At 65.0% G+C, this 21,585-nt stretch carries 18 protein-coding genes and 6 pseudogenes; 12 read left to right on the forward strand and 12 right to left on the reverse strand.

Annotation, left to right across the window (positions count from 1 at the left end):
• Positions 1-2: 2 nt before the first annotated feature.
• The 5 genes and pseudogenes from pgl to NHF48_RS20695 all read right to left on the reverse strand — a co-directional run bounded on the left by pgl (position 3) and on the right by NHF48_RS20695 (position 3,991).
• Complete coding sequence (gene pgl, locus NHF48_RS20675) at positions 3-707, reverse strand: 6-phosphogluconolactonase (protein WP_132739130.1); 705 nt, start codon at positions 705-707, stop codon at positions 3-5.
• Between the two features lie 173 nt (positions 708-880).
• A pseudogene (gene zwf, locus NHF48_RS20680) lies at positions 881-2,345 on the reverse strand (glucose-6-phosphate dehydrogenase).
• A 45-nt stretch (positions 2,346-2,390) separates the two neighbouring features.
• A pseudogene (gene argC / locus NHF48_RS20685) lies at positions 2,391-3,316 on the reverse strand (N-acetyl-gamma-glutamyl-phosphate reductase).
• Complete coding sequence (locus NHF48_RS20690) at positions 3,313-3,684, reverse strand: SH3 domain-containing protein (RefSeq protein WP_165899580.1); 372 nt, start codon at positions 3,682-3,684, stop codon at positions 3,313-3,315. The pseudogene argC and the gene NHF48_RS20690 overlap by 4 nt, the downstream one beginning before the upstream one ends.
• Positions 3,659-3,991, reverse strand: coding sequence for a MarR family transcriptional regulator (locus NHF48_RS20695; protein ID WP_136191419.1), 333 nt, complete (start codon positions 3,989-3,991; stop codon positions 3,659-3,661). The genes NHF48_RS20690 and NHF48_RS20695 overlap by 26 nt, the downstream gene beginning before the upstream one ends.
• 246 nt (positions 3,992-4,237) lie before the next feature.
• Between NHF48_RS20695 and secG the strand changes: the two genes are divergently transcribed.
• The 11 genes and pseudogenes from secG to NHF48_RS20745 all read left to right on the forward strand — a co-directional run.
• Positions 4,238-4,633: a preprotein translocase subunit SecG gene (secG, locus tag NHF48_RS20700; protein ID WP_133018938.1), complete on the forward strand. Its 396-nt coding sequence runs from the start codon at positions 4,238-4,240 to the stop codon at positions 4,631-4,633.
• An 84-nt stretch (positions 4,634-4,717) separates the two neighbouring features.
• Positions 4,718-6,352 carry a CTP synthase gene (locus NHF48_RS20705; protein WP_253072168.1) on the forward strand — a complete coding sequence of 545 codons (1,635 nt, stop codon included), beginning with the start codon at positions 4,718-4,720 and terminating at the stop codon, positions 6,350-6,352.
• Between the two features lie 283 nt (positions 6,353-6,635).
• Positions 6,636-9,063 (forward strand): annotated as a pseudogene (locus tag NHF48_RS20710) (TonB-dependent receptor).
• A gap of 280 nt (positions 9,064-9,343) precedes the next feature.
• Positions 9,344-9,697 carry a hypothetical protein gene (locus tag NHF48_RS20715; protein WP_253072169.1) on the forward strand — a complete coding sequence of 118 codons (354 nt, stop codon included), beginning with the start codon at positions 9,344-9,346 and terminating at the stop codon, positions 9,695-9,697.
• Between the two features lie 48 nt (positions 9,698-9,745).
• Positions 9,746-10,606, forward strand: a complete 861-nt coding sequence (panB, locus tag NHF48_RS20720) for a 3-methyl-2-oxobutanoate hydroxymethyltransferase (RefSeq protein ID WP_253072170.1) — start codon at positions 9,746-9,748, stop codon at positions 10,604-10,606.
• A gap of 177 nt (positions 10,607-10,783) precedes the next feature.
• Positions 10,784-10,966 (forward strand): annotated as a pseudogene (locus NHF48_RS25465) (tetratricopeptide repeat protein); the annotation flags it as partial.
• 241 nt (positions 10,967-11,207) lie between these two features.
• Positions 11,208-11,420, forward strand: a complete 213-nt coding sequence (locus NHF48_RS25470) for a hypothetical protein (RefSeq protein WP_342454776.1) — start codon at positions 11,208-11,210, stop codon at positions 11,418-11,420.
• Complete coding sequence (locus NHF48_RS20730) at positions 11,417-12,739, forward strand: outer membrane protein assembly factor BamB family protein (protein WP_253072171.1); 1,323 nt, start codon at positions 11,417-11,419, stop codon at positions 12,737-12,739. Before NHF48_RS25470 ends, NHF48_RS20730 begins: the two co-directional genes overlap by 4 nt.
• A gap of 196 nt (positions 12,740-12,935) precedes the next feature.
• On the forward strand, positions 12,936-14,321 hold the full coding sequence (gene der, locus NHF48_RS20735) for a ribosome biogenesis GTPase Der (protein ID WP_056062647.1): 1,386 nt from the start codon (positions 12,936-12,938) through the stop codon (positions 14,319-14,321).
• A 14-nt stretch (positions 14,322-14,335) separates the two neighbouring features.
• Positions 14,336-14,545: a sulfurtransferase TusA family protein gene (locus NHF48_RS20740; protein WP_342454702.1), complete on the forward strand. Its 210-nt coding sequence runs from the start codon at positions 14,336-14,338 to the stop codon at positions 14,543-14,545.
• A gap of 84 nt (positions 14,546-14,629) precedes the next feature.
• Positions 14,630-15,046: pseudogene (locus NHF48_RS20745) on the forward strand (Hpt domain-containing protein); the annotation flags it as partial.
• 96 nt (positions 15,047-15,142) lie between these two features.
• Here NHF48_RS20745 and bfr read toward each other — a convergent pair.
• The 7 genes and pseudogenes from bfr to purL all read right to left on the reverse strand — a co-directional run bounded on the left by bfr (position 15,143) and on the right by purL (position 20,985).
• Positions 15,143-15,658 carry a bacterioferritin gene (gene bfr / locus NHF48_RS20750; RefSeq protein ID WP_253072172.1) on the reverse strand — a complete coding sequence of 172 codons (516 nt, stop codon included), beginning with the start codon at positions 15,656-15,658 and terminating at the stop codon, positions 15,143-15,145.
• A gap of 103 nt (positions 15,659-15,761) precedes the next feature.
• Positions 15,762-15,932: a (2Fe-2S)-binding protein gene (locus NHF48_RS20755; RefSeq protein ID WP_082441433.1), complete on the reverse strand. Its 171-nt coding sequence runs from the start codon at positions 15,930-15,932 to the stop codon at positions 15,762-15,764.
• A gap of 81 nt (positions 15,933-16,013) precedes the next feature.
• Positions 16,014-16,484, reverse strand: a complete 471-nt coding sequence (locus NHF48_RS20760; protein ID WP_253072173.1) for a DUF418 domain-containing protein — start codon at positions 16,482-16,484, stop codon at positions 16,014-16,016.
• Positions 16,408-17,208: a DUF418 domain-containing protein gene (locus NHF48_RS20765; protein ID WP_253072174.1), complete on the reverse strand. Its 801-nt coding sequence runs from the start codon at positions 17,206-17,208 to the stop codon at positions 16,408-16,410. Before NHF48_RS20765 ends, NHF48_RS20760 begins: the two co-directional genes overlap by 77 nt.
• Positions 17,209-17,263: 55 nt before the next feature.
• Positions 17,264-17,404, reverse strand: a complete 141-nt coding sequence (locus tag NHF48_RS20770; RefSeq protein WP_253072175.1) for a hypothetical protein — start codon at positions 17,402-17,404, stop codon at positions 17,264-17,266.
• An 18-nt stretch (positions 17,405-17,422) separates the two neighbouring features.
• Positions 17,423-17,563 carry a hypothetical protein gene (locus tag NHF48_RS20775; RefSeq protein ID WP_263817000.1) on the reverse strand — a complete coding sequence of 47 codons (141 nt, stop codon included), beginning with the start codon at positions 17,561-17,563 and terminating at the stop codon, positions 17,423-17,425.
• Positions 17,564-18,755: 1,192 nt separating this feature from the next.
• A pseudogene (purL, locus tag NHF48_RS20780) lies at positions 18,756-20,985 on the reverse strand (phosphoribosylformylglycinamidine synthase subunit PurL).
• 200 nt (positions 20,986-21,185) lie between these two features.
• Here purL and NHF48_RS20785 point away from each other — a divergent pair.
• Positions 21,186-21,584, forward strand: coding sequence for a DUF1842 domain-containing protein (locus NHF48_RS20785; RefSeq protein ID WP_056062662.1), 399 nt, complete (start codon positions 21,186-21,188; stop codon positions 21,582-21,584).
• Position 21,585 lies beyond the last annotated feature (1 nt).

A 21,585-nucleotide genomic window follows, 5' to 3' on the forward strand; every position in this document is an offset into this window, starting at 1 on the left:
CGTCACGGCGCCCAGTGCACGTCAACCGGCAGCTCGACTTCGGCCAGCACGCGGCCGATCGGATAGGACGACGACGGCCCCTGTTCGATCGCCTGCTCCAGCACCTTCTTCTTCGCGTCGCCGGTGATCATGATCATCAGCGCCTTCGACGAGGCGATAGCCGCCGCCGAGAGCGTGACGCGCGCCAGCGGCGCCTCGGGCGGGAGCGGATCGGGCATCACGCCGAGCGCACGGCGTTCCTTGGGGCCACTCAGCGCCTCGTCGTAATCGGGGCCGGGAAAGATCGACGCGGTATGTCCGTCGCCGCCCATGCCGAGCAGGCAGAAGTCGAGCGGCCAGTGCAGGTCCTGCATCAACGCATCCGCCGAGCGTCCGGCAGCCTTGTAGTCCGACATCGCCTCAGGGACGATCGGCTTCACCCGCGCGCCTTTGGGCAGGAAGATCTTCGCCAGCGCCGTCACGTTGGACAGCGGATCGCCGAGCTTCACGATCCGCTCGTCGCCGGGGATGATCGTGACCTTCTTCCAGTCGAGCTTCGCCTGGGCGAGCTTCTCATACGCGGCGAACGGCGTCTTGCCGCCCGCCAGCGCGATCACCGCCGAGCCGCGCGCGTCGAGTGCGCTCTCGATGACGAACTGGATATCGCCCGCGACTGCGTTGGCGAGCTCGTCGGAATCCTCGTAATCCCACCATTCGATTTCGGTCATAAACTTGAACTCACTCAGAAAATTGCTGTCAAAAATGCCGTTCGTGCCGAGTAGGGGGGCGAGCGAAGCCGAGAGCCCGTATCGAGGTACAATGCCACAATCGGGCCGATCCCTCGATACGCCTTCTCGACTTCGCTCGAAGGCTACTCGGGGCGAACGGAAAAAAGATAAACTCAATCGTCCTGCCAGGTCACGCCGTCGCGCTCGGTCAGCGCGATCGCCGCGGATGGACCCCAACTGCCCGAGGCATAGCTCTTGGGCTTCATCGCGTTGGCCTTCCAGCCCTCGCGGATCGCATCGATCCAGGTCCATTGCGCCTCGACCTCGTCACGTCGCACGAACAAGGTCTGGTCGCCCTCGATCAGGTCGAGCAGCAGCCGCTCATACGCGATCCGCCGACGCGAGCCGGCGAATTCGGCATCCATGCTGAGGTTGAGCGGCACTTCGCGCAGGCGGACGCCTTCGCGGTCAAGCCCCGGCTCCTTCGCCATCACCAGCAGCTGGATATACTCCTCAGGCTGGAGGCGGATGATGAGCATGTTGGGCTGCAACAGCCCGCCACGCCCCGCGAACATCGAGTGCGGCACCGCCTTGAACTGGATCGCGATCTCGCTGCGGCGAGTCGCCATGCGCTTGCCGGTACGCAGGTAGAACGGCACGCCCTGCCAGCGCCAGTTATCGACATGCGCCTTGATCGCGACGAACGTCTCGGTGGTCGAAGCCTGGCCGAGTTCGTCCGAGTAGCTCTTGACGAACTTCCCCTTCACCGCGCCTTCGCCATACTGGCCGGTGACCGTGACGTGCGGGACTTCCTCGGGCTTGATCATGCGCAGCGAGCGGAACACCTTCGACTTCTCGTCGCGGACGTCCGTGCCCTCGAAGCGCGCGGGGGGGCTCCATCGCGATCAGCGCGAGCAACTGGAGCATGTGGTTGGCGACCATGTCGCGAAGCGCACCCGCAGTCTCGTAATAGCCTGCGCGTTCTTCCAGCCCGACGGTCTCCGAGATCGTGATCTGGACGTTGTCGATCCCTTGCGCGTTCCACACCGGCTCGAAGAACGAGTTGCCGAAGCGCAGCGCGAGGATGTTCTGGACGGTTTCCTTGCCGAGATAATGATCGATCCGATAGGTCCGGTCCTCCGGAAAAGCCTTCGCCACCGAATCGTTGATTTCGCGGCTCGTCTCCAGATCGTAGCCGAGCGGCTTCTCAAGGCCGACACGGACCGTCTCACCAGCCAGGCCGACCTTGTGCAGTCCCTCGATCGCGGCTTCGAACAGCGACGGCGCGGTCGACAAATAGATCGCCAGTCCGCCGGAGATATCGCCGATTTTGTCCGCCAGCGGCTGGAAACTCGCAGGATCGGACAGGTCGGTCGGCTGGTAGAAGATCCGGTCGAGGAACGTCCCGATCGCGCCTTCGTCCTTTCGATCCTCGGGCAGGAACTCGTCGAGCGCCTTTTTGGCGAACTTGCGGTAATCCTTGTCGTCATGCTCGTGACGCGCGGCGCCGGTGATCGTCAGTTCCTCGGGCAGCAACCCGTCGGCGTGCAGGCCATAGAGCGACGGCAGCAGCATGCGCTGCGCGAGATCGCCGGTCGCGCCGAACAGGAGCAGCTTGGCTACGGGATTACGGTGCATGGAAGCTCCTGGATGTGGCGATGGACCGGGCGAAGAACGCCGGTCCTAGAAAACGAGGCCGGCTACGGGATCGACCCCGGCCATGATGTTGAGGTTCTGGACCGCGGCACCGCCGGCGCCCTTGCCAAGATTGTCGAGCGTCGCGACCAGCCGCGCATGGCCAGCCGCGTCGTTACCGCAGACCCTCAGCGTCAGACGATCGGTCCCTGCGTTCTCCTCGATATCGACCGATCCGATATCGCCGGTGGCAACCGAGACGAGCTTCGAGCCATCGAATGCGGCGCGCAGTACGTCTTCGATTACCGCGAGCGTCGGGCGGCCGGGCAGGGCGTGGAGGTGCAACGGCACTTCGACGACCATGCCGCGGTAGGTGTTCGCCACCGCAGGCGCGAAGATAGGCGCGTGCTTGAGTTCCGCATGCTGCGTCATCTCCGCAATATGCTTGTGCGCAAGGCCCTAGCGCGTAGGCGCGGAAGGCCGTCGCCGGCTCGCCGTTTTCGAACGCCGCGATCATTGCCTTGCCGCCACCGGAGTAACCCGAGGTTGCATTGACGCTCAGCGGAAGGTCGGCGGGGATGAGACCGGCCGCGACCAGAGGCGCAACAAGCGCGAGGAAACCGGTGGGATAGCAGCCGGGGTTCGACACGCGCATCGCGGTCGCGACCTTATCCGCTTGGCCCGGCAGTTCGGGGAAGCCGTAGGTCCAGCCGACAGCGACGCGGTGTGCGCTCGATGCGTCGATCACGCGGGTACGCGCATTGTCGATCAGCGTGACGGCTTCGCGCGACGCCTCGTCCGGCAGGCAGAGGGATGACAAAATCGGCATCGTTCAGCGCCTCGCGCCGAGCCGCCGCATCCTTGCGACGATTCTCAGGCAGCAGCGCCAGCGTGATGTCGGTCCGCCCGGCAAGCCGTTCGCGGATTTCGAGGCCGGTGGTGCCAACCGCGCCATCGATGAAGACCGTGGTCATGCCGCGTCCGTCGTCGAAAGGTCGAGCGCAGCGGCCTCGACATAGCCGACCAGCCCGCTCGGACGCGCAACGCCCCATGCGGAAACGCCGGCAATTTCCAGTACTTCGAAACTGTCGCCAGGGTTGAGGTCGACCATCGTATCGCTCGCTTCGTCTCGTCCGCTGCGCAACAAAGCTGTGCGCGCGACGGGCCGTATCATCGGCACGGCATAGTGTGGAGCGAATACGTATTCGGCGAGGCGAATGTCGGCAATATCGCGGCGAACCGCGTGCGTACGCGGGTCGAGGTCGACCGAGCGGCCCGTCAGCGAAAAGCTCGTACGGGCCTGGTCGTCGAACGGCTCAAGCGTGAGCGGCTGCGCGCCCATTGGAGCTGGCTGGGGCGGGGCCGTCGCCGATGAATTGCCCGAACTCTTCAAGAAAATCTGCCCCTTCGGTCGTGCGCGCGACGAAGATGTTGCGCTTGTCGCTATCGTCGCGTTGCCGGCGCAGATAGCCGAGGGCACCCAATCTGTTCAAGGCGCGCGTGACGACCGGCTTCGATACGTTCAGAGCGCGGGCAAGGCCGCGCACCGTATGCGGCCCCGGTTTGAGATAAACGAGCAGAAGAAGCGCCATCTGACGATTGGTCAGATCGGGTTCACCCGAGCGGACATAATCCACCAGAGCGGTCATCCAGGTCGATAAGGTATTGGCTGCCATTGATGCCACAGCGTTGATCCGCCATCTGAATTTATATGCACGATACCCAGTCATGAGCGTCATTACGGGTTCACAACGCCGCCCGGACGTCATGTTTCCGTAGCTTTGCGATTGGTTTGCGATATGCGGAGCCGGCGCCGCGGTCGATCGCCCGGTTGATCGAAACCGCGACGTCGCCTATGTGCGCGCCTTCGCAAAAGTTCCGGGGTTTTCCGCGCAATGTTCGCCTTTCTGCTCGTCATCCACGCGATCATCGCGGCCGCCCTCGTCACGGTGATCCTCATGCAGCGCTCGGAAGGCGGCGGTCTCGGCATGGGCGGCAGTCCGTCGGGCCTGATGTCGGCGCGCGGCGCAGCCGATTTCCTGACCCGCGCGACCGGCGTCCTCGCGACAATGTTCGTGCTGTTCTCGATCCTGCTCGCGGTCCTCGCGGCGAATCACCGGACGACCACGATCGACACGTCGCTCGCCCGCACCCCGGCGGCGGCGACGACCGTTCCGACCGCGCAGCCCAAGGGTGATGCGGCTCCGTTCGCCGGTGGCGCCGAGAACGCTGGCGTCCCCGCCGGCACGACCAAGCCGGCCGACAACGGCGCGGTCCCGCTAGCCAACTAAACACTCCATTCGCCGATAAAGGCCCCCGCGTGATCCGCGGGGCTCTTGTCGTTCGTCCCCAACACACGCTACGAGACTCTTCCCATGGCTCGGTACATTTTCATAACCGGGGGCGTGGTTTCGTCGCTCGGTAAAGGTCTCATGGCGGCATCGCTTGCCGCTCTCCTCCAGGCACGCGGGTATACCGTCAGGATTCGGAAGTTCGATCCGTATCTGAACGTCGATCCCGGCACGATGTCGCCGTATCAGCACGGCGAGGTCTACGTCACCGACGACGGTGCGGAGACCGATCTCGACCTCGGCCATTACGAGCGCTTCACCGGCGTTCCCTCGCGCCAGTCGGACAACGTGACGAGCGGTCGCATCTATCAGCAGATCATCACGCGCGAGCGGCGCGGCGACTATCTCGGCGCGACCGTGCAGGTCATCCCGCACGTCACCGACGCGATCAAGGCATTCGCGCGTGCCGAGACGGACGATATCGACTTCGTCCTCTGCGAGATCGGCGGCACCGTCGGCGATATCGAATCGCTGCCGTTCATCGAGGCGATTCGCCAGCTCAAGAACGAGGAAGGCCGCGGTAAGGCGATCAGCATCCATGTGACGTTGGTGCCGTACATCGCGGCTGCCGGCGAACTGAAGACCAAGCCGACGCAGCATTCGGTCCGCGAACTTGCCGCACTCGGCGTGCAGCCCGACGTCCTCGTTTGCCGCTGCGAACATCCGCTGCCGCCGTCGGAGCGCGCGAAGATCGCGCTGTTCTGCAACGTCCCCGCCAGCGCCGTCATTCCTGCGCTCGACGCGAAGAGCATCTACGCAGTGCCGCTCCAGTATCATGGCGAAGGCCTCGACATCGAAGTGCTCCGCGCGTTCGGGATCGAACCCGCCGAGGCGCCTGATCTGTCGCGCTGGACCGAGATCATGGACCGGCTGACCAACCCTCAGGGCGAGGTCACGATCGGCGTGGTCGGCAAATATGTCGGGCTTCAGGACGCGTACAAGTCGCTCAACGAAGCGCTGGTGCACGGCGGCATTGCGAATCGCGTGAAGGTCAACGTCCGCTGGATCGACGCCGAACTGTTCGAGAACGCCGAGAGCGACATCGCCGGCCAGCTCGAGCCGTGCGACGCGATCCTCGTCCCCGGCGCGTTCGGCGAGCGTGGCGCGGAGGGCAAGATCGCTTCGGTCAAGTTCGCGCGTGAGCGGAAGATTCCGTATTTCGGGATCTGCTTCGGGATGCAGATGGCGTGCGTCGAGGGCGCGCGCGATCTCGCCGGGATCCCCAATGCGTCGTCGACCGAGTTCGGCCCGACCGACGAACCGGTGGTCGGCATGATCACCGAATGGATGGGCCGCGAAGGCCTCGAGACGCGTGCGGCCGAGGGCGACATGGGCGGCACGATGCGGCTCGGCGCGTATAATGCGAAGCTCGATGGCAACAGTGTCGTGGCGTCGATCTACGGCGGCACCGAGATCTCGGAGCGCCATCGTCACCGTTATGAGGTCAACACCGGGTATAAGGAAGCCTTGGAGCAAGGCGGCCTCGTCTTCTCCGGCATGTCCCCCGACGGCACGCTGCCCGAGATCGTCGAACGCCCCGACCACCCCTGGTTCGTCGGCGTTCAGTTCCACCCCGAGCTGAAGTCCAAGCCGTTCGACCCGCATCCGCTTTTCGCGAGCTTCATCAAAGCCGCGGTCAAGCAGAGCCGCCTGGTCTGAATCACATCCTCCTCCAAAGGGGGAGGGAATTGTGGTTCTCATAAAGATACCTGCCACCGCCTCCTTGTTCTCCCGCGAAGGCGGGAGCCCAGGCTGGATCCCCGCCTTCGCGGGGAAACAGGGCGGCGGGTGCCGTTCGCGGTTGTTGGCCATCGTACGCTTGAGCTCTTCGTCCTTACCAACGAGCGCCACGAAGCCGCGCTTTCTCCGCTCCAAGACATGCTCGCATTGAATATCCCCTGAATTACTAGACTTTGCGCGGCAAGGTTCAGGGGAAACATTCATGTCGCTAACGCTTGCTCTGTTGCTTGCCGGTCAGGCCGCTACCGTATCAACGCCGGCCGTTCCGCCGCAAACGGCCGCCGGCGAGCAGGCGGACGCACAGGCCAATGGTCGCCTCGGCAACCAGCAGCAGGGCGGGGGCGGGGACGTCGTCGTTACCGCACGCCGCCGCGCCGAGACGATCCAGACGGTCCCGATCGCGATGTCGGTCATCGGCGGCACCGCGCTCGCCGAGACTGGCGCGTATAATGTCAGCCGCCTGACGCAGCTTCAGCCGACGCTGCAATTCTACTCGACCAACCCACGCAATTCCGCCGCCAATATCCGCGGTCTCGGCGCGCCGTTCGGCCTGACCAACGACGGGATCGAGCAGGGCGTCGGCATCTATGTCGACCAGGTCTATTACAGCCGGATCGCGTCGGCGACGTTCGACTTCACCGATACCGAGCGGATCGAGGTTCTCCGCGGGCCCCAGGGCACGCTCTACGGCAAGAACACCACGGCCGGCGCGATCAACATCACGACGCGCAAGCCCAGCTTCACGCCCGAGGCGCGGATCGAGCTCACGACCGGCAACTATCAGTTCATTCAAGCCAAGGCGTCGGTGTCGGGCCCGCTGATCCCCGACAAGCTCGCGATCCGGCTGTCCGCCTCGGTGACCGAGCGCGACGGCACGATCCCCAACGTCGTGACCGGCAAGAACCTCAACGCGCAGGACAACAAGAGCGTCCGGGGACAGCTCTACTGGAAGCCGACCGAGACGCTCGATTTCGCCTTGTCGGGCGATTACGGCCAGCAGAACCCGAACTGCTGCGTGCAATATTACGTCCGCACCGGCGCAACGCAGCGGCCGCTGATCCGTCAGTACGCGGCCCTCGCTGCCGCGCAGGGGCTATGTCGTACCATCGACCAACGCGTTCGACCGGGTGACCGATGTCGATACGCCCTTGCGTGCGAAGCAGGAACTGGGTGGCGTCTCGCTGCTCGGCAATCTGGATCTCGGCGCGGCGACGATCACGTCGGTCAGCGCGTGGCGGTTCTGGCACTGGGATCCGTCGAACGATCGCGACTTCATCGGCCTGCCGATCACCACCGTGTCCGCCAATCCGTCGCAGCAGACGCAGTACAGCCAGGAGTTGCGGATCGCCTCGAACGGCAAGCACACGCTCGATTACGTGCTCGGCGCATTCTACTTCTACCAGACGATCGATACGCAAGGGCTTCAGGTCCAGGGGCCGGCGGCCAGCGCGTTCCTGCTTAACCCGACCAGCACAGGCGGGAAGAATCCGGCGACGCTGAACGGCCTGACCGCGCGCAACACGATCGGCTTCAAGAACACCAGCGCGGCGCTGTTCGGCAAGCTGACCTGGAACGTGAGCGACCGGTTCCAGATCACGCCGGGCCTGCGCCTCAACTACGACAAGAAGAAGGGCGACTATGTCTCGGTCGTCACCAACGGCACCGGTACGGCGCTGACCGCGGACCAGCGTGGTGTGCTCGCGCCGCAGAGCTATCAGCCCGATTTCGACAACTGGAACCTGTCGGGCGACATTACGGCGGCCTATACCGTGACTTCCGACATCCACGCCTATGCGACCTACGCGCGGAGCTACAAGTCCGGAGGGATCAACCTGTCCGGCCTGCCGCTCGACGGCAGCAACAATCCGATCCTCTCGGCGGCCACGGTCAAGCCCGAGAAGGTCAATCACTACGAGCTGGGCCTGAAGACGCAGTTCCTCGATCGCCGACTGACGCTCAACCTCGCCGGCTTCTGGACCGAGATCAGCGATTACCAGGCGACCGTCACCAACGGCCAGCTCGGCGTGTTGCGCGGCTATCTCGCCAATGCCGGCAAGGTGCGGACTCGCGGCCTGGAGTTCGATTCGGCCTTCCGCCCCACCGACCGGTTCAGCGTCTACGCCAACGGTGCTTACACCGACGCGAAATACGTGAAGTTCGTCGATGCGCCTTGCCCGCCTGAGCTATCAGGAGGGTCTGCCCCGACGGCGACCAGCCTGCCAGGTCCGGCAGGGACGGGGACGGTCAGCCCGGCCAACTGCGACATCTCCGGTCAGCGCCTGCCCGGCGTGTCGAAATGGGCGTTTTCGTACGGCGCCGAATATGATTTGCCGGCCACGATCGGCGGGATCGATGGTCAGGTGTATCTCGGCTATGACGGCAGCTACCGCTCGACCTTCTCGTCCAACCCGTCGCGCTCGCTCTACACCGACATCAAGGGCTATGCGCTCAGCAACTTCCGCTTGGGATTCAAGGCGAAGGACAGCTGGAACGTGTTCGGCTGGCTGCGTAACGCGTTCGACCACAACTACTATGAAGTGCTCGCGCTTCAGTCCGGCAGCACCGGCTTGGTCGTCGGACAACCCGGCGATCCGCGCACCTATGGCCTGACCGTGTCGCGATCGTTCTGATCGCCACGCGCGTTTCGTCACGACGCGTTCAGGTTGGGCGCGATAGGTGTTAGATACGCCCGGAGGGACGTCGCAGTCGGAAGCTCCCGATGTCCCTCCGGTTCCGGATCCGAGACATCTTGCCGCATGGCCGCATCCTCTTGCGTGTAGCCTCTACTACGCGCAGTCTGTTGCCAAGAAACTGGCAGGGGCGGCGACATGTTCTTCGTGCGACAGGGGCCCTTGTGGTTCCGCATGACGACAGGCGTGCTCGTTCTCTGGGGGGCTCGTCGGATGTTTCATGTGCCTGCAACAGCTTAGGCTCGGCGCCGACGCGATTGGGCAGTCCAGCGCCTATGACCGCGCGCTCTATGCGACGTTGCCCAACTGGTATGACCCGTTGTTCGCCGTCGCGGTCCTAACCGGACTCGTCGGTGCGGTGCTGCTGTTCATGCGGCGCGCCAGTGCGCGTCCGTTCCTGATCGCGTCGCTGGTGGCGACGATCGCGCAGTTCGGCTGGCTGTTCGCCTCGACCGACATCGTCGCCCACAAGGGCGCGAGCGAGACGCTGGGCTTGCCCTTCGTCATCATCGCGATCGCGGCGTTCACGCTCTGGCTCGTCGGCCATGCGCGGCTGAAGGGCTGGGCAGTATGACGCGCACGACACTGGGCGAGCGCGACGCCGCACGCTACTAGCGCCGCCATGTCCACGACCTACACCCTCGACACCGCGACGAGTCGCGCCAACCCGACGCCCGCGCCGCTCAAGCGCCTGACCGTCCCCGCGATCCGCCGCCAGAAGGGCAAGACGCCGCTCGTCATGCTCACTGCCTACACCGTGCGGACCGCGCAACTCCTCGATCCGCACTGCGACATGCTGCTGGTCGGCGACAGCCTGGGGCAGGTGATCTACGGGCTGCCCTCGACCGTGCCCGTCACGCTGGACATGATGGCGGCGCACGGCGCGGCGGTGGTGCGCGGCAGCTATCATGCGGTGGTCGTCATCGACATGCCGTTCGGCAGCTACGAAGCCTCGCCCGAAAAGGCGTTCGAGAGCGCGGCGTTCCTGCTTAAGCAGACCGGCGCGGCGGCGGTGAAGCTTGAGGGCGGCACGGCGATGGCGCCGACCGTCAAGTTCCTGACCGAGCGTGGTATTCCGGTGATGGGCCATGTCGGCCTCACCCCGCAGGCGGTCAACGTGCTCGGTGGCTACGGCGCTCGCGGTCGAACGCCCGAGGAAGCCGCCAAGATCGTCGCCGACGCGCAGAGCATCGCCGAGGCGGGCGCATTCTCGTTGGTGATCGAAGGCGTGGTCGAGCCGATCGCGATCGAGATCACCAACACCATCGCCTGCCCGACGATCGGCATCGGGGCATCGGCTCAGTGCGACGGACAGGTGCTGGTGACCGAGGACATGCTGGGGATGTTCGACCGGACCGCGAAGTTCGTGAAGCGGTTCGCCGACATCGCCGACACGATTTCCTCCGCGACGCAGACCTATGCGGACGACGTCCGATCGCGCGCGTTTCCGGGTGCGGAGCAGGTCTACGCGCCCAAGGATTGATCCGCTTCCGTTTCGGTTCCGGCGCGGCTAAGGTCCGCGCCGCCCACCCCCTCACTATTCCCGGAGCATTCCTTGGCCCTCCCGCCGAAAACCGATCAAGCATTCCTGCGTGAGGTCGACGAAGAACTGCGACGCGACCAGCTCGCCGGGTTCTGGACGAACTGGGGCAAATGGGTCGTGGTCGGCGTTGTCGCCGCACTCGCGGCTCTCGCCGGCTTCCTTTACTGGCAGCATCACAATGGCGAGGCCGCTGGTGTCGAAGGCGAGCAGCTTCAGGCCGCTTACGATTCGCTCGGCGCGAACAACGCCGCGGCCGCGTCGAAGCCGCTGGCGGAACTCGCCAAGTCGAACCGCGACGGCTACCGCGCGCTCGCGCTGTTCACGCAGGCCGACGTCCTCCTCCAGAAGGACGACCTGAAGGGGGGCGGCTGCCAAGCTCGGTTCGATCGCTGCGGATACGTCGCTGGCAAAGCCGTTCCGCGATCTCGCGCTGGTCCGCCAGACCTCGGCCGAGTTCGACACGCTGAAGCCACAGGTCGTCGTCGAGCGGCTTCGTCCGCTGGCCGTGCCCGGTGGCCCGTGGCTCGGCAGCGCGGGCGAGATGGTCGCGATCTCCTATCTCCGCATGAACCAGCGCCAGCAGGCGGGGACCATGTTCGGCCAGGTCGCGCGCGATACCGGCGTGCCCGAGACGATCCGTCAACGCGCGGTTCAGATGGCTGGCGTACTGGGTGTGGACGCTGTTGCCAGCACGGGCGCTACTGCCAGGGTAATCACTCCGGCTGCATCAAACGAGGATACCAAGGCGCAATGATGAAGACATATCGGGTGACGGTCGCCGTCGCCGCGCTGGTGGCGCTCAGCGGTTGCGGGATTTTCAAGGGCAGCGTGAAGAAGACGCCGACGCTCGGCGACCGCGTGTCGATCCTGGTGTCGGAGAACGAGGTCGAGACCGACAAGACGATCGCCGACGTCCAGGTCCTGTTGCCGGCGCCTGCGGTCAACGACGCCTGGGCCCAGCCCGGCGGCAACCCCGCCAAGTCGATGGGCCAGCTCGCGCTCGCCGATCAGCCCAAGCGTCTCTGGCAGGCCGGTATCGACGGTGGCTCGAACCGCGAACGTCTCGGCGCCGCTCCGGTCGTTGCCGACGGCAAGCTGTTCGTCACCGACGTCACCGCGACGATCCATGCCTTCACCGCCGACACCGGCGCCGCGCTGTGGAGCGCGGGGATCACCGAGGGCAAGCTCAACAAGGCGGCTCGCTTCGGCGGCGGCGTCAGCTATGACGACGGCAAGCTCTACGCCACCGACGGTGTTGGCGACGTCGTCGCGATGAGCGCAGCGGACGGCAAGATTCTCTGGCGCGCCAAGCCCGGCGCTCCGCTCCGTGGTTCCCCGACCGTCGCCAACGGCGCGGTCTATGTTCTTACCCAGGACAACCAGGTCTTCTCGCTCAACCAGACCGACGGCAAAGTTCAGTGGGTCCAGTCCGGCACGCTCGAGACACAGGGCGTGTTCGGCGTCGCTGCACCCGCCGTGAGCCAGGGCACCGTGGTCGCCGGCTTCTCCAGCGGCGAACTCAGCGCGTATCGCTACGAGAACGGCCGTATCCTGTGGCAGGACGCGCTGTCGCGCACTTCGATCACGACCTCGGTATCCAGCCTGTCTGACATCGACGCCGCACCGGTGATCGATGGGGGCCGCGTTTACGCGGTCGGGCAGGGCGGCCGCATGGTCGCGCTCGAACTGTCGACCGGACAGCGTCTGTGGGAGCAGAACTTCGCCGGCATCTCGACCCCGTGGATTGCGGGCGAGTGGCTGTTCGTGGTGACTGACGACGCGCGTCTGGTCTGCCTGTCGCGCTCGAACGGCAAGGCACGCTGGATCGCGCAGTTGAAGCGGTTCCAGAACGAAAAGAAGCGGAGCAACGCGGTCACTTGGTTCGGGCCGATCCTGGCCGGCAACCGCCTCGTCCTGACCAACTCGCGCGGCGAGATCAATTTCGTCTCGCCGACCGACGGCACGGTGAGCTCGACGATCGAAACGAAGACCCCGTTCTCGTTGCCCCCGATCGTCGCGAACTCGACGCTCTATACGCTAGACCAGAAGGGCAAGGTCACCGCGTACCGGTAACCGAAACCCCCCTCTCCCCGCCGGGGAGAGGGAAGGGGCCGCCGCGTTTGCGGTGGGAAGGGTGAGGGGAGTGAGGCTAGGATCACCTGCCCCAACTGCCCCTCGCCCTTCCGTCGCCTGCGGCTCCTCCCCCCCTCTCCCCCGGAGGGGCGAGGGACCAGGTGACCTTTGGCGCGACACGCGCTAAGGGCACGCCATGTCCAAACTCCCCGTGGTCGCAATCGTCGGCCGCCCAAATGTCGGCAAGTCGACTCTTTTCAACCGCCTCGTCGGCAAGAAGCTCGCGCTGGTCGACGATCGCCCCGGTGTCACGCGTGACCGCCGCGAAGGCGATGCGTCGCTGATCGGCCTCGAATTCCGCATCATCGACACCGCCGGCTATGAAGACCACGACGCGCAGACTCTGCCCGGCCGCATGCGCCAGCAGACCGAAGCCGCCGTCGAACAGGCCGACGTCGCGCTGTTCCTGTTCGATGCCCGTGCCGGCATCGTGCCCTTGGACGAAGAAATCGCGCGTTGGCTCCGCACAGCCGATGTTCCCGTCCTCTTAGTTGCCAACAAGGCCGAAGGCCGTGCAGGCGAAGACGGTATCCTCGAATCGCTCGCGCTAGGCTTCGGCGACCCGGTCCAGCTGTCGGCCGAGCACGGCGAAGGCATGGGCGACCTGTTCGAAGGCCTGCTCCCGCTACTCGAAGGCAAGGAAGAACCGCCCGAGGAGCAGCCCGACAACGAATATGAAGGCCCGCTAAAGCTCGCGATCGTCGGTCGCCCGAATGCGGGCAAGTCGACCTTGGTCAACCGCATCCTTGGTGAAGATCGTATGATCACCGGCCCCGAAGCCGGCATCACGCGTGACTCGATCAGCGTAGACTACGACTGGCACCCGACCGGTGGCGAAGCGCGGAAAGTCCGGCTGATCGACACTGCCGGTATGCGCAAGCGTGCCAAGGTGCAGGACAAGCTCGAGAAGATGTCGGTCGAGGACGCGCTCCACGCGGTTGACTTCGCCGAGGTCGTCGTGCTGCTGCTCGACGCCACGCTGGGTCTCGAGGCGCAGGATCTCCGTATCGCCGACAAGGTGCTACAGGAGGGCCGCGCACTCGTCATCGCGCTGAACAAATGGGACATCGCCGAGAGCGCGTCGTCGCTGTTCAACGGCGTGAAGCGCGCGCTCGAAGACGGACTGTCGCAGGTCAAGGGCGTCACGGTGATGACCGTGTCCGGGGCGACCGGCAAGGGCATCGACCAGTTGCTGCAAGCCTGTTTCGACACGCGCGACGCATGGTCGAAGCGCGTCGGCACCGGTGAACTCAACCGCTGGTTCGAGCGCGCGATCGAGGCGACACCACCGCCCGCTCCCGGTGGCAAGCGGATCAAGATGCGCTACGTCACGCAGGTCAAGACGCGACCGCCCAGCTTCGTCATCTTCGGCACGCGCGTCGATCAGCTGCCGGCAAGCTATGAGCGGTATCTGGTCAATTCGATGCGCAAGGATCTTGGCTTCGGCGCGGTGCCGGTGCGCCTGATGTTCCGCGCGCCGAAGAATCCGTACGACGACGGCAAGGGCGGCGGCGGCCACTAGGCGTGGTGTCGGACGTGGTCCGTATCGACGCCAGGGGCATGCATTGTCCTTGGCCTGCGGTGCGGCTCGCCCGGGCGTTGCGGGACGGTGCGACCCGCGTCGAGGTGATAGCGGACGACCCTCAGGCCCCGACCGAACTCGCGGCGGTCGTGGCGTCCGCCAATGCAACAATAGAAATCGTTTTGGATGCATCTATTTCAGTCTTTGTTGTAACTTGTCGTTAGTTTTTCAACACTGTGTTTACCTAGGTTATGTATGATACGGCTCTGGCCTTCATGGCGCTATTTGCTTAACGGGAGAAGGCGACAGTGGCGTTCGAGGGAAGCACCCTGATCAATTGGCCCGCGTTCGTGCAGGCGCGCAACGAGTTGGGCGCGGGATTTGGCCGCATCCTCGGATATTTTCGCGAGGACGGCGTGAAGTCGGTTGCCGCGATCGAGGCGGCGATGCGCGCGCTCAATGCGGCGGCGATGGTGATCCCCGCGCATACGCTGAAGGGTGAAGCGCGGCAGTTCGGGGCGGAGCCGCTCGCCGATCTGGCCGAGGCTATCGAGGCGATTGCGCGCGATTGTCTGGAAATGCAGGACACGCCCGACGAGGCGTTGGAGCATATCGTTCGGTTGCGGCCGCTGTTCGTCGAGACTCTGACGCTGCTGGAGCGCGAGGCCAATCCGGTCGCAGTGCGCAAGCCCGTTGCGGGCGGTGGGTTCGGGCGTCGTGCCGTACCGACCGGGTTCGGCGGGGGAATAGATTCGTCGCCAGACTGGCGGACAACACAGCCCTGTCATCTCACCTTTCAGCGAGATGACAGGGGGGATGGATCAGCCCCTCAGATACGGCGCCGCGCCCGCCTTGGGCGAATCATGTTCCGAGATCGAGTTGAGCTGGATGTAGTTGTGGATGCCCATCCGCGCGATCATCTCGAACTGGCGCTCGAGCGTATCGACATGCTCTTCCTCGCTGGCGAGGATGCGCGCGAACAGGTCGCGGCTGATATAGTCCTTGACCTCTTCGCAGTACGAAATCGCGCCCTTAAGCTGGACGGTGGCCTCGACTTCGAGCGCCAGATCCGACTTCAGGACCTCCTCGACGGTCTCGCCGATGCGAAGGCGGCCGAGCAGCTGGAAGTTCGGCAGGCCGTCAAGGAACAGGATGCGCTCCGACAGCCAGTCGGCGTGCTTCATCTCGTCGATCGATTCCATCCGCTCGTACTGGGCCAGCTTGTAGACGCCCCAATGCTCGAGCATCCGGTAATGGAGCCAATATTGGTTGACCGCGGTAAGCTCGTTCTTGAGCGCCTCGTTCAGGAATTCGATTACTTGTGGGTCGCCGCGCATGGCCATATCTCCGTCACCTCTGACAGACATGTAGCGGGCTGACACAGATTAGCACAACCCCAAAAAACGGCAGTTTTCCGGGCTTTTCTAGCTGTTGCGACGCTTATGCAGCGGCACGTTCCTCGTCGATAATCGCTCGCGCTATCGACGTGCACTGGCCGCATTTCGGTTTCCGGCCCATCGAGCGGAAGGCCTGGCACGGTGTCGTGCAACCGCCGCGTGCGCAGTTGCGAACGTCGGATTCTCGTATGGCATTGCAAACGCAGACGACCATGGGAACTCCCTAGCTGTAAGCATGGGATACGGATAATGCGAACCACTCGCAAGTCCTTTTGCGTCTTATTCGCAAATAGCGTCATCGGCTGGCCGTGAATGCCGAACCGCGCATCGGCTGCCACGCGAAGCGGGAGAGGCTGCGCCATAGCCATTCAAGCGGACCGTAGCGGAACCGGTCGAGCCACGGCTTCGACCAGAGGAGCATCAGCAACCAGATCGGCACGACGACGAGGTATAGCTGGGCGCGGGAGAGGTCGCCGTACAGTCCGAAGCCGTAGCCGTAGAAGATGGTCGTACAGATCAGCGTCGTGCCGAGATAGTTGGAGAACGCCATCCGACCCGCCGCGGAGACGCGAGTCGTAAGCCAGCCGCCGGGTCGTGCGAGCAGGATGATCGCGGCCGCATAGCCGATGATCGTAAGTGGCCTGAGCGGGGTGGCAAGCGTCAACCACGACAGGGCGACGTACCGTGCGTCAAAACCGTGGGCGATGTCGAAGGTCGCGATGGCGGCGTAGGCGGCCCAGCCGATCGTGACGCCGGTGGCGGCCATGACGGCATAGCGCTTTCGTGGCCATTCGCCGGTCAGGAAGCCGGATCGCAGCCCGGCCATGCCGAGCAGCATGAAGCCGAGCGTTTCCGCGCCGGTGGCAGTCAGCGACGTGATCGGCCCGACCGCGTGTTGCCAGCGCCACGCGACCATATCGCTCCATCCGCCGCGCCCGATGGCCAGTTCGCGCTCGACACCGGCGGGAGAGGGGCTGGCCGAACTGATCCGCCAGCGATTGCCAGTTGGCGATGATCCGCGCCGTTGCGCCGGGCCGGTGCGCGGCGGCGTGAAGGTCGAACGTGTAGGCGACGAGCGTCGTCAGCTCGACCGTCTGGAGCGCGATGCAGGCGAGCCCGACGCCGATCAGCCAGCGGACCGGCAACCGCGCGAACATGTACGCGATCGCGCCGACCAGCGCGTAGTGCGCGAGGATGTCGCCCCACCACAGCAGGTACAAATGCGCGATGCCGAACACGAACAGCCATGCCATGCGGCGCAGGTGGAAGGTCGCCGGGTCTTCGCCGCTTGCCTCGGCCCGGTCGATGACGAGCAGCATCGATGCGCCGAACAGGAACGAGAACAGCCCGCGCATCTTGCCGTCGATGACGATGAAGGTGGTGGTCCAGGCGATCAGGTCCGGTGTGCTCGGCGCGCCCATCGAGGCGGGGGTCATGTAGGCGAATTCGGGAAAGCCGAACGCGGCGATGTTGGCGGCGAGGATGCCCATGACGGCGACGCCTCGGATGAGGTCTAGCTTGGCGATCCTGGTGGGGGGCGGGGGGTCATGCTGAATGCCGGAAGAGCACGAAGTGCAGACGCTGGTGCAGCATTTCGCGGGAGCGTTGCGCTGGTTGGAATGCGGGGCTTTCGACGTCGGTGATGGTCGTCGCGTCGGTGCCGTGGAGGACGTCGAGCGTGGCCACTTTAGACGGGGCGGGGGGTCATGCGAAATGCCGGAAGTGCACGAAGTGCAGAAGCTGGCGCAGCATTTCGCCGGAGCGTTGCGCTGGTTGAAATGCGGGGCTTTCAACGTCGGCGATCGTCGTGGCTTCGGCGCTGTGGAGGACGTCGAGCGTGGCCATTTCGGAGGGGGCAGGGGTCATGCGAAATGCCGGAAGTGCACAAAGTGCAGACGCTGGCGCAGTATTTCGCGGGGGGCGTTATAGGGGGTTGGGCCATGACATGGTCGCGTTCGATTGCACTGTAGAAGGGGACGGCGTTGGCTGAGTCGGACGGACTTGGGCGGTGCTCGATCGACGCTTAGGTTCGGGCGCGGCGTCTTGGTAGCGCGGTAGGGGAGTAATGCGGTCATGGTTCGACGCTGGCATATCGCGGTGGTGTAGGACAGGGCGCTTTGACGGGTGTTTTGGGATAGAGTGGCGTGTCGTTTTGGTGGATCCGCTATCCGGTAGGTGAACTGCGCCGCTTGTCGTTTCTGCGCGATGCCTTGCCGCACCTCGCCTGTTGTCCTCCGAGCTGCTCCGCCTCTCCCGTTACCCTAGCGGAAGCCGGGGCATTCTTTGTTGGCGCGCTGTGGTCCGATGTGGGAGATTCCAGCTTTCGCTGGGATGACGGAGAGGGGGGAGGTCGCCGAGCTCTGCTTTAGCTCGATCGGACGACCTCTCTTGGTTCGTTGTTCTCCCGCGAAGGCGGGAGCCCAGACTGGTTCCCCGCCTTCGCGGGGAAACATGGTGGAAGCGGTGGCTTCTCAGTGTTGCCACCCCAGCGGAGGCCGGGGCCCAATTGGGGGGACGGTTGTGACTGGGGGGGCAGCGCTTCGTTACTGCGGCTTTCCCAGTTGGGCCCCGGCCTTCGCCGGGGTGGTTCCTCCTTGTTGGGCGCGCGCGCTCAATCGCCCCCGAATCCATCATGCCAGCGCCGCGTCTACCCCCCCAACAGTTTCGGGAAGAAGCGCTCGTGCGCCGTCCGCAGCGTGTCGAGCGCGATGACGTCGCCGAGCGCTGCTTTAGCTCGATCGGACGACATCTCTCGCATCCTTGTTCTCCCGCGAAGGCGGGAGCCCAGACTGGGTCCCCGCCTTTGCGGGGAAACATTCTGTGGTTTGAGGTTGCTCCCTTACCCCGAAGAAGAACCACCCCGGCGGAGGCCGGGGCCCAGTTGGGGAGCGGCGATGATGAGCGCGGTGCTCCGTTACCTCGGCCTTCCCAACTGGGCCCCGGCCTTCGCCGGGGTGGCGCTTGTGAGGGCGGGCAGGAGCCAGCAGCAGTAGCCCAGCAGCAGGCTGCGTTCTAGTTCGCCCGCGGTCGCGTTGCCTTAAGCCAGCGCGGCATCGACCCCCATCAGTTTCGGGAAGAACCCCTCGTGCGCGGTCCGCAGCAAATCCAATGCGATGACGTCGTCGCGGTCGGGGCGTTCGAAGATCAGGCGCTTGCCGCCGGTGCGACCGAGCGGCTCGGCTTCGACGTCCGCCGCATGCGCCGCACCGAGGAAGTCGAGCAGCGAATGGTCGTCGACCGTCACGATATAGACGCCCTGGTCCTCCGCGAAGAACGAGCGTGCGCAGTCGAAGGGCTGCTTGCGGTCGATCATCGCGCCGATCCCGCCGGCGAGCGCCATCTCGGCGAGCGTCACGGCGATGCCGCCGTCGGACACGTCGTGGACCGCGGTCAGCTGGCCCAGCGCGATCGCTTCGCGGATCAGGTCGCCGACGCGGCGCTCGGCGGCGAGATCGACCGGCGGCGGCGGGCCGGCGTCGAGCTGTTCGCGGCCGTGGCATTCGCGCAGCCAGAGCGACTGGCCGAGATGGCCGCCGCGCGTGCCGACTGCGAGGATGATGTCGCCCGAGCCCTTGAACGCGATCGTCGCATTCTTCTGCCAGTCCGCCAGCAGGCCGATCGCGCCGATCGCCGGGGTCGGCAGAATGGCCGAGCCGCCGCCCGTTGCCTTCGATTCATTGTAAAGCGACACGTTGCCTGACACGATCGGGAAGTCGAGCGCGATGCAGGCGTCGCTCATGCCTTCGAGGCAGCCGACGATCTGGCCCATGATCTCGGGGCGCTGCGGGTTGGCGAAGTTGAGGCAGTTCGTCACCGCTAGCGGCAGCGCGCCGACCGCGGTGAGGTTGCGCCAGGCTTCGGCGACCGCCTGCTTGCCGCCCTCGACCGGGTCGGCGAAACAGTACCGCGGGGTGCAGTCGGTGGTCATCGCCAGCGCCTTCTGCGTGCCGTGGACGCGGACGACCGCGGCGTCGCCACCGGGGCGCTGCACGGTGTCGGCGCCGACCATGTGATCGTACTGCTCCCAGATCCAGCGGCGCGAGGCCACGTCCGGCGAGCCCATCAGCGTGAGCAAATCGGCGGCGATGTCGCTGCTGTGCGGCGCGTTGGCGAGCGGTGCGGGCTTCGGCGTCGGGACGTGCGGGCGATCGTAGAGCGGGGCTTCATCGGCGAGCGGCCCGAGCGGGATGTCGCAGACGGTCTCGCCCTTGAAATTCAGCACCATGCGGCCGGTGTCGGTGACGCGACCGATGACTGCGAAATCGAGTTCCCACTTCTTGAAGATCGCCTCGGCCTCGGCTTCGCGGCCGGGCTTCAGGACCATCAGCATCCGCTCCTGCGATTCCGAGAGCATCATCTCGTACGGCGTCATGCCGGTCTCGCGCTGCGGCACGTCGTCCATCGTCAGCTCGATGCCGACGCCGCCCTTCGACGCCATCTCGACCGCGGACGAGGTGAGGCCCGCGGCGCCCATGTCCTGGATCGCGACGATCACGTCGGTCGCCATGAGTTCGAGGCAGGCTTCGATCAGCAGCTTCTCGGTGAAGGGATCGCCGACCTGGACGGTCGGGCGCTTGGCGTCCGAATCCTCGCCGAAGTCCGCGCTGGCCATCGTCGCGCCGTGGATGCCGTCGCGGCCGGTCTTGCTGCCGACATAGACGATCGGATTGCCGATGCCGCTGGCGGCGGAATAGAAGATCTTGTCCTGGTCGGCGATCCCGACGGTCATCGCGTTGACAAGGATGTTGCCGTCATACGCCGAGTGGAAGTTCACTTCGCCGCCGACGGTCGGGACGCCGACGCAATTGCCATAGCCGCCGATGCCGTGGACGACGCCCGAGATCAGGTGGCGCATCTTGGGGTGATCGGGGCGGCCGAAGCGGAGCGCGTTGAGGTTGGCGATCGGCCGCGCGCCCATCGTAAAGACGTCGCGCAGGATGCCGCCGACACCGGTCGCAGCACCCTGGTACGGCTCGATGTACGACGGGTGGTTGTGGCTCTCCATCTTGAAGATCGCCGCCTGGTTGTCGCCGATATCGACGACGCCGGCATTCTCGCCCGGGCCGCAGATGACGCGGGGGCCCTTGGTGGGGGAGCTTCATCAGGTGGATCTTGCTGGATTTGTAGCTGCAATGCTCGGACCACATGACCGAGAAGATGCCGAGCTCGACCATGTTCGGCTCGCGGCCGATGGCGCGCAGGACGCGCTCATATTCTTCGGGGGACAGGCCGTGGTCGGCGACGATCTGCGGTGTGATCTCGGTCATGGGGCGGCAGATAGCGGTGCCGGCGGTCCGCGTCACCCTTTGTGCGTCAGATTCCTGTGGCGGAGCAGCGCGAAAGGTTTCGGGGCCAGTCCATACGCGTCTCGACCGGTTCGTTTCGGACCCAATCCCGCTGGACTCGGCAGTCGTCCCGTGAGGAACTCCAGTAACGGATCAGCATGGATCCGGAGGAGGAAATACTCATGACCGAGCCGGTTGGATATTACCAAGTAAAGCTGGACGTCAAGCATGGCGGATTTGCAGGCGCGCCGACGCTTCATCTCGATCTCGGCGTGAATGCACCGACCGGACAAATCTCCGGATCGGCGCAAATCACGCAAGCATTGCCACCACCTTACGGCACGACCGTCATTCCCCATGTCACGGGTGCGATCCTGCACACCGGGTTCGGCCACGACACGTTGCTCGTGCACGTCACCGGCCAATATGTCGTCTCGGTGCCACCACCCGGAATCGGATCGTATCTCGCTCACTTCAGCGCCGCGCTGGCCGTGGCGAAGGATTGGAACGGCAAGGGTTCGTTCGAATATAGCGGCCACGTCATCACCGACTGTACGGTGAAGAACGTGTCCGCCGGCTGAC

The organism is Sphingomonas sp. H160509 (genome assembly GCF_024124765.2).
Lineage (GTDB): Bacteria > Pseudomonadota > Alphaproteobacteria > Sphingomonadales > Sphingomonadaceae > Sphingomonas.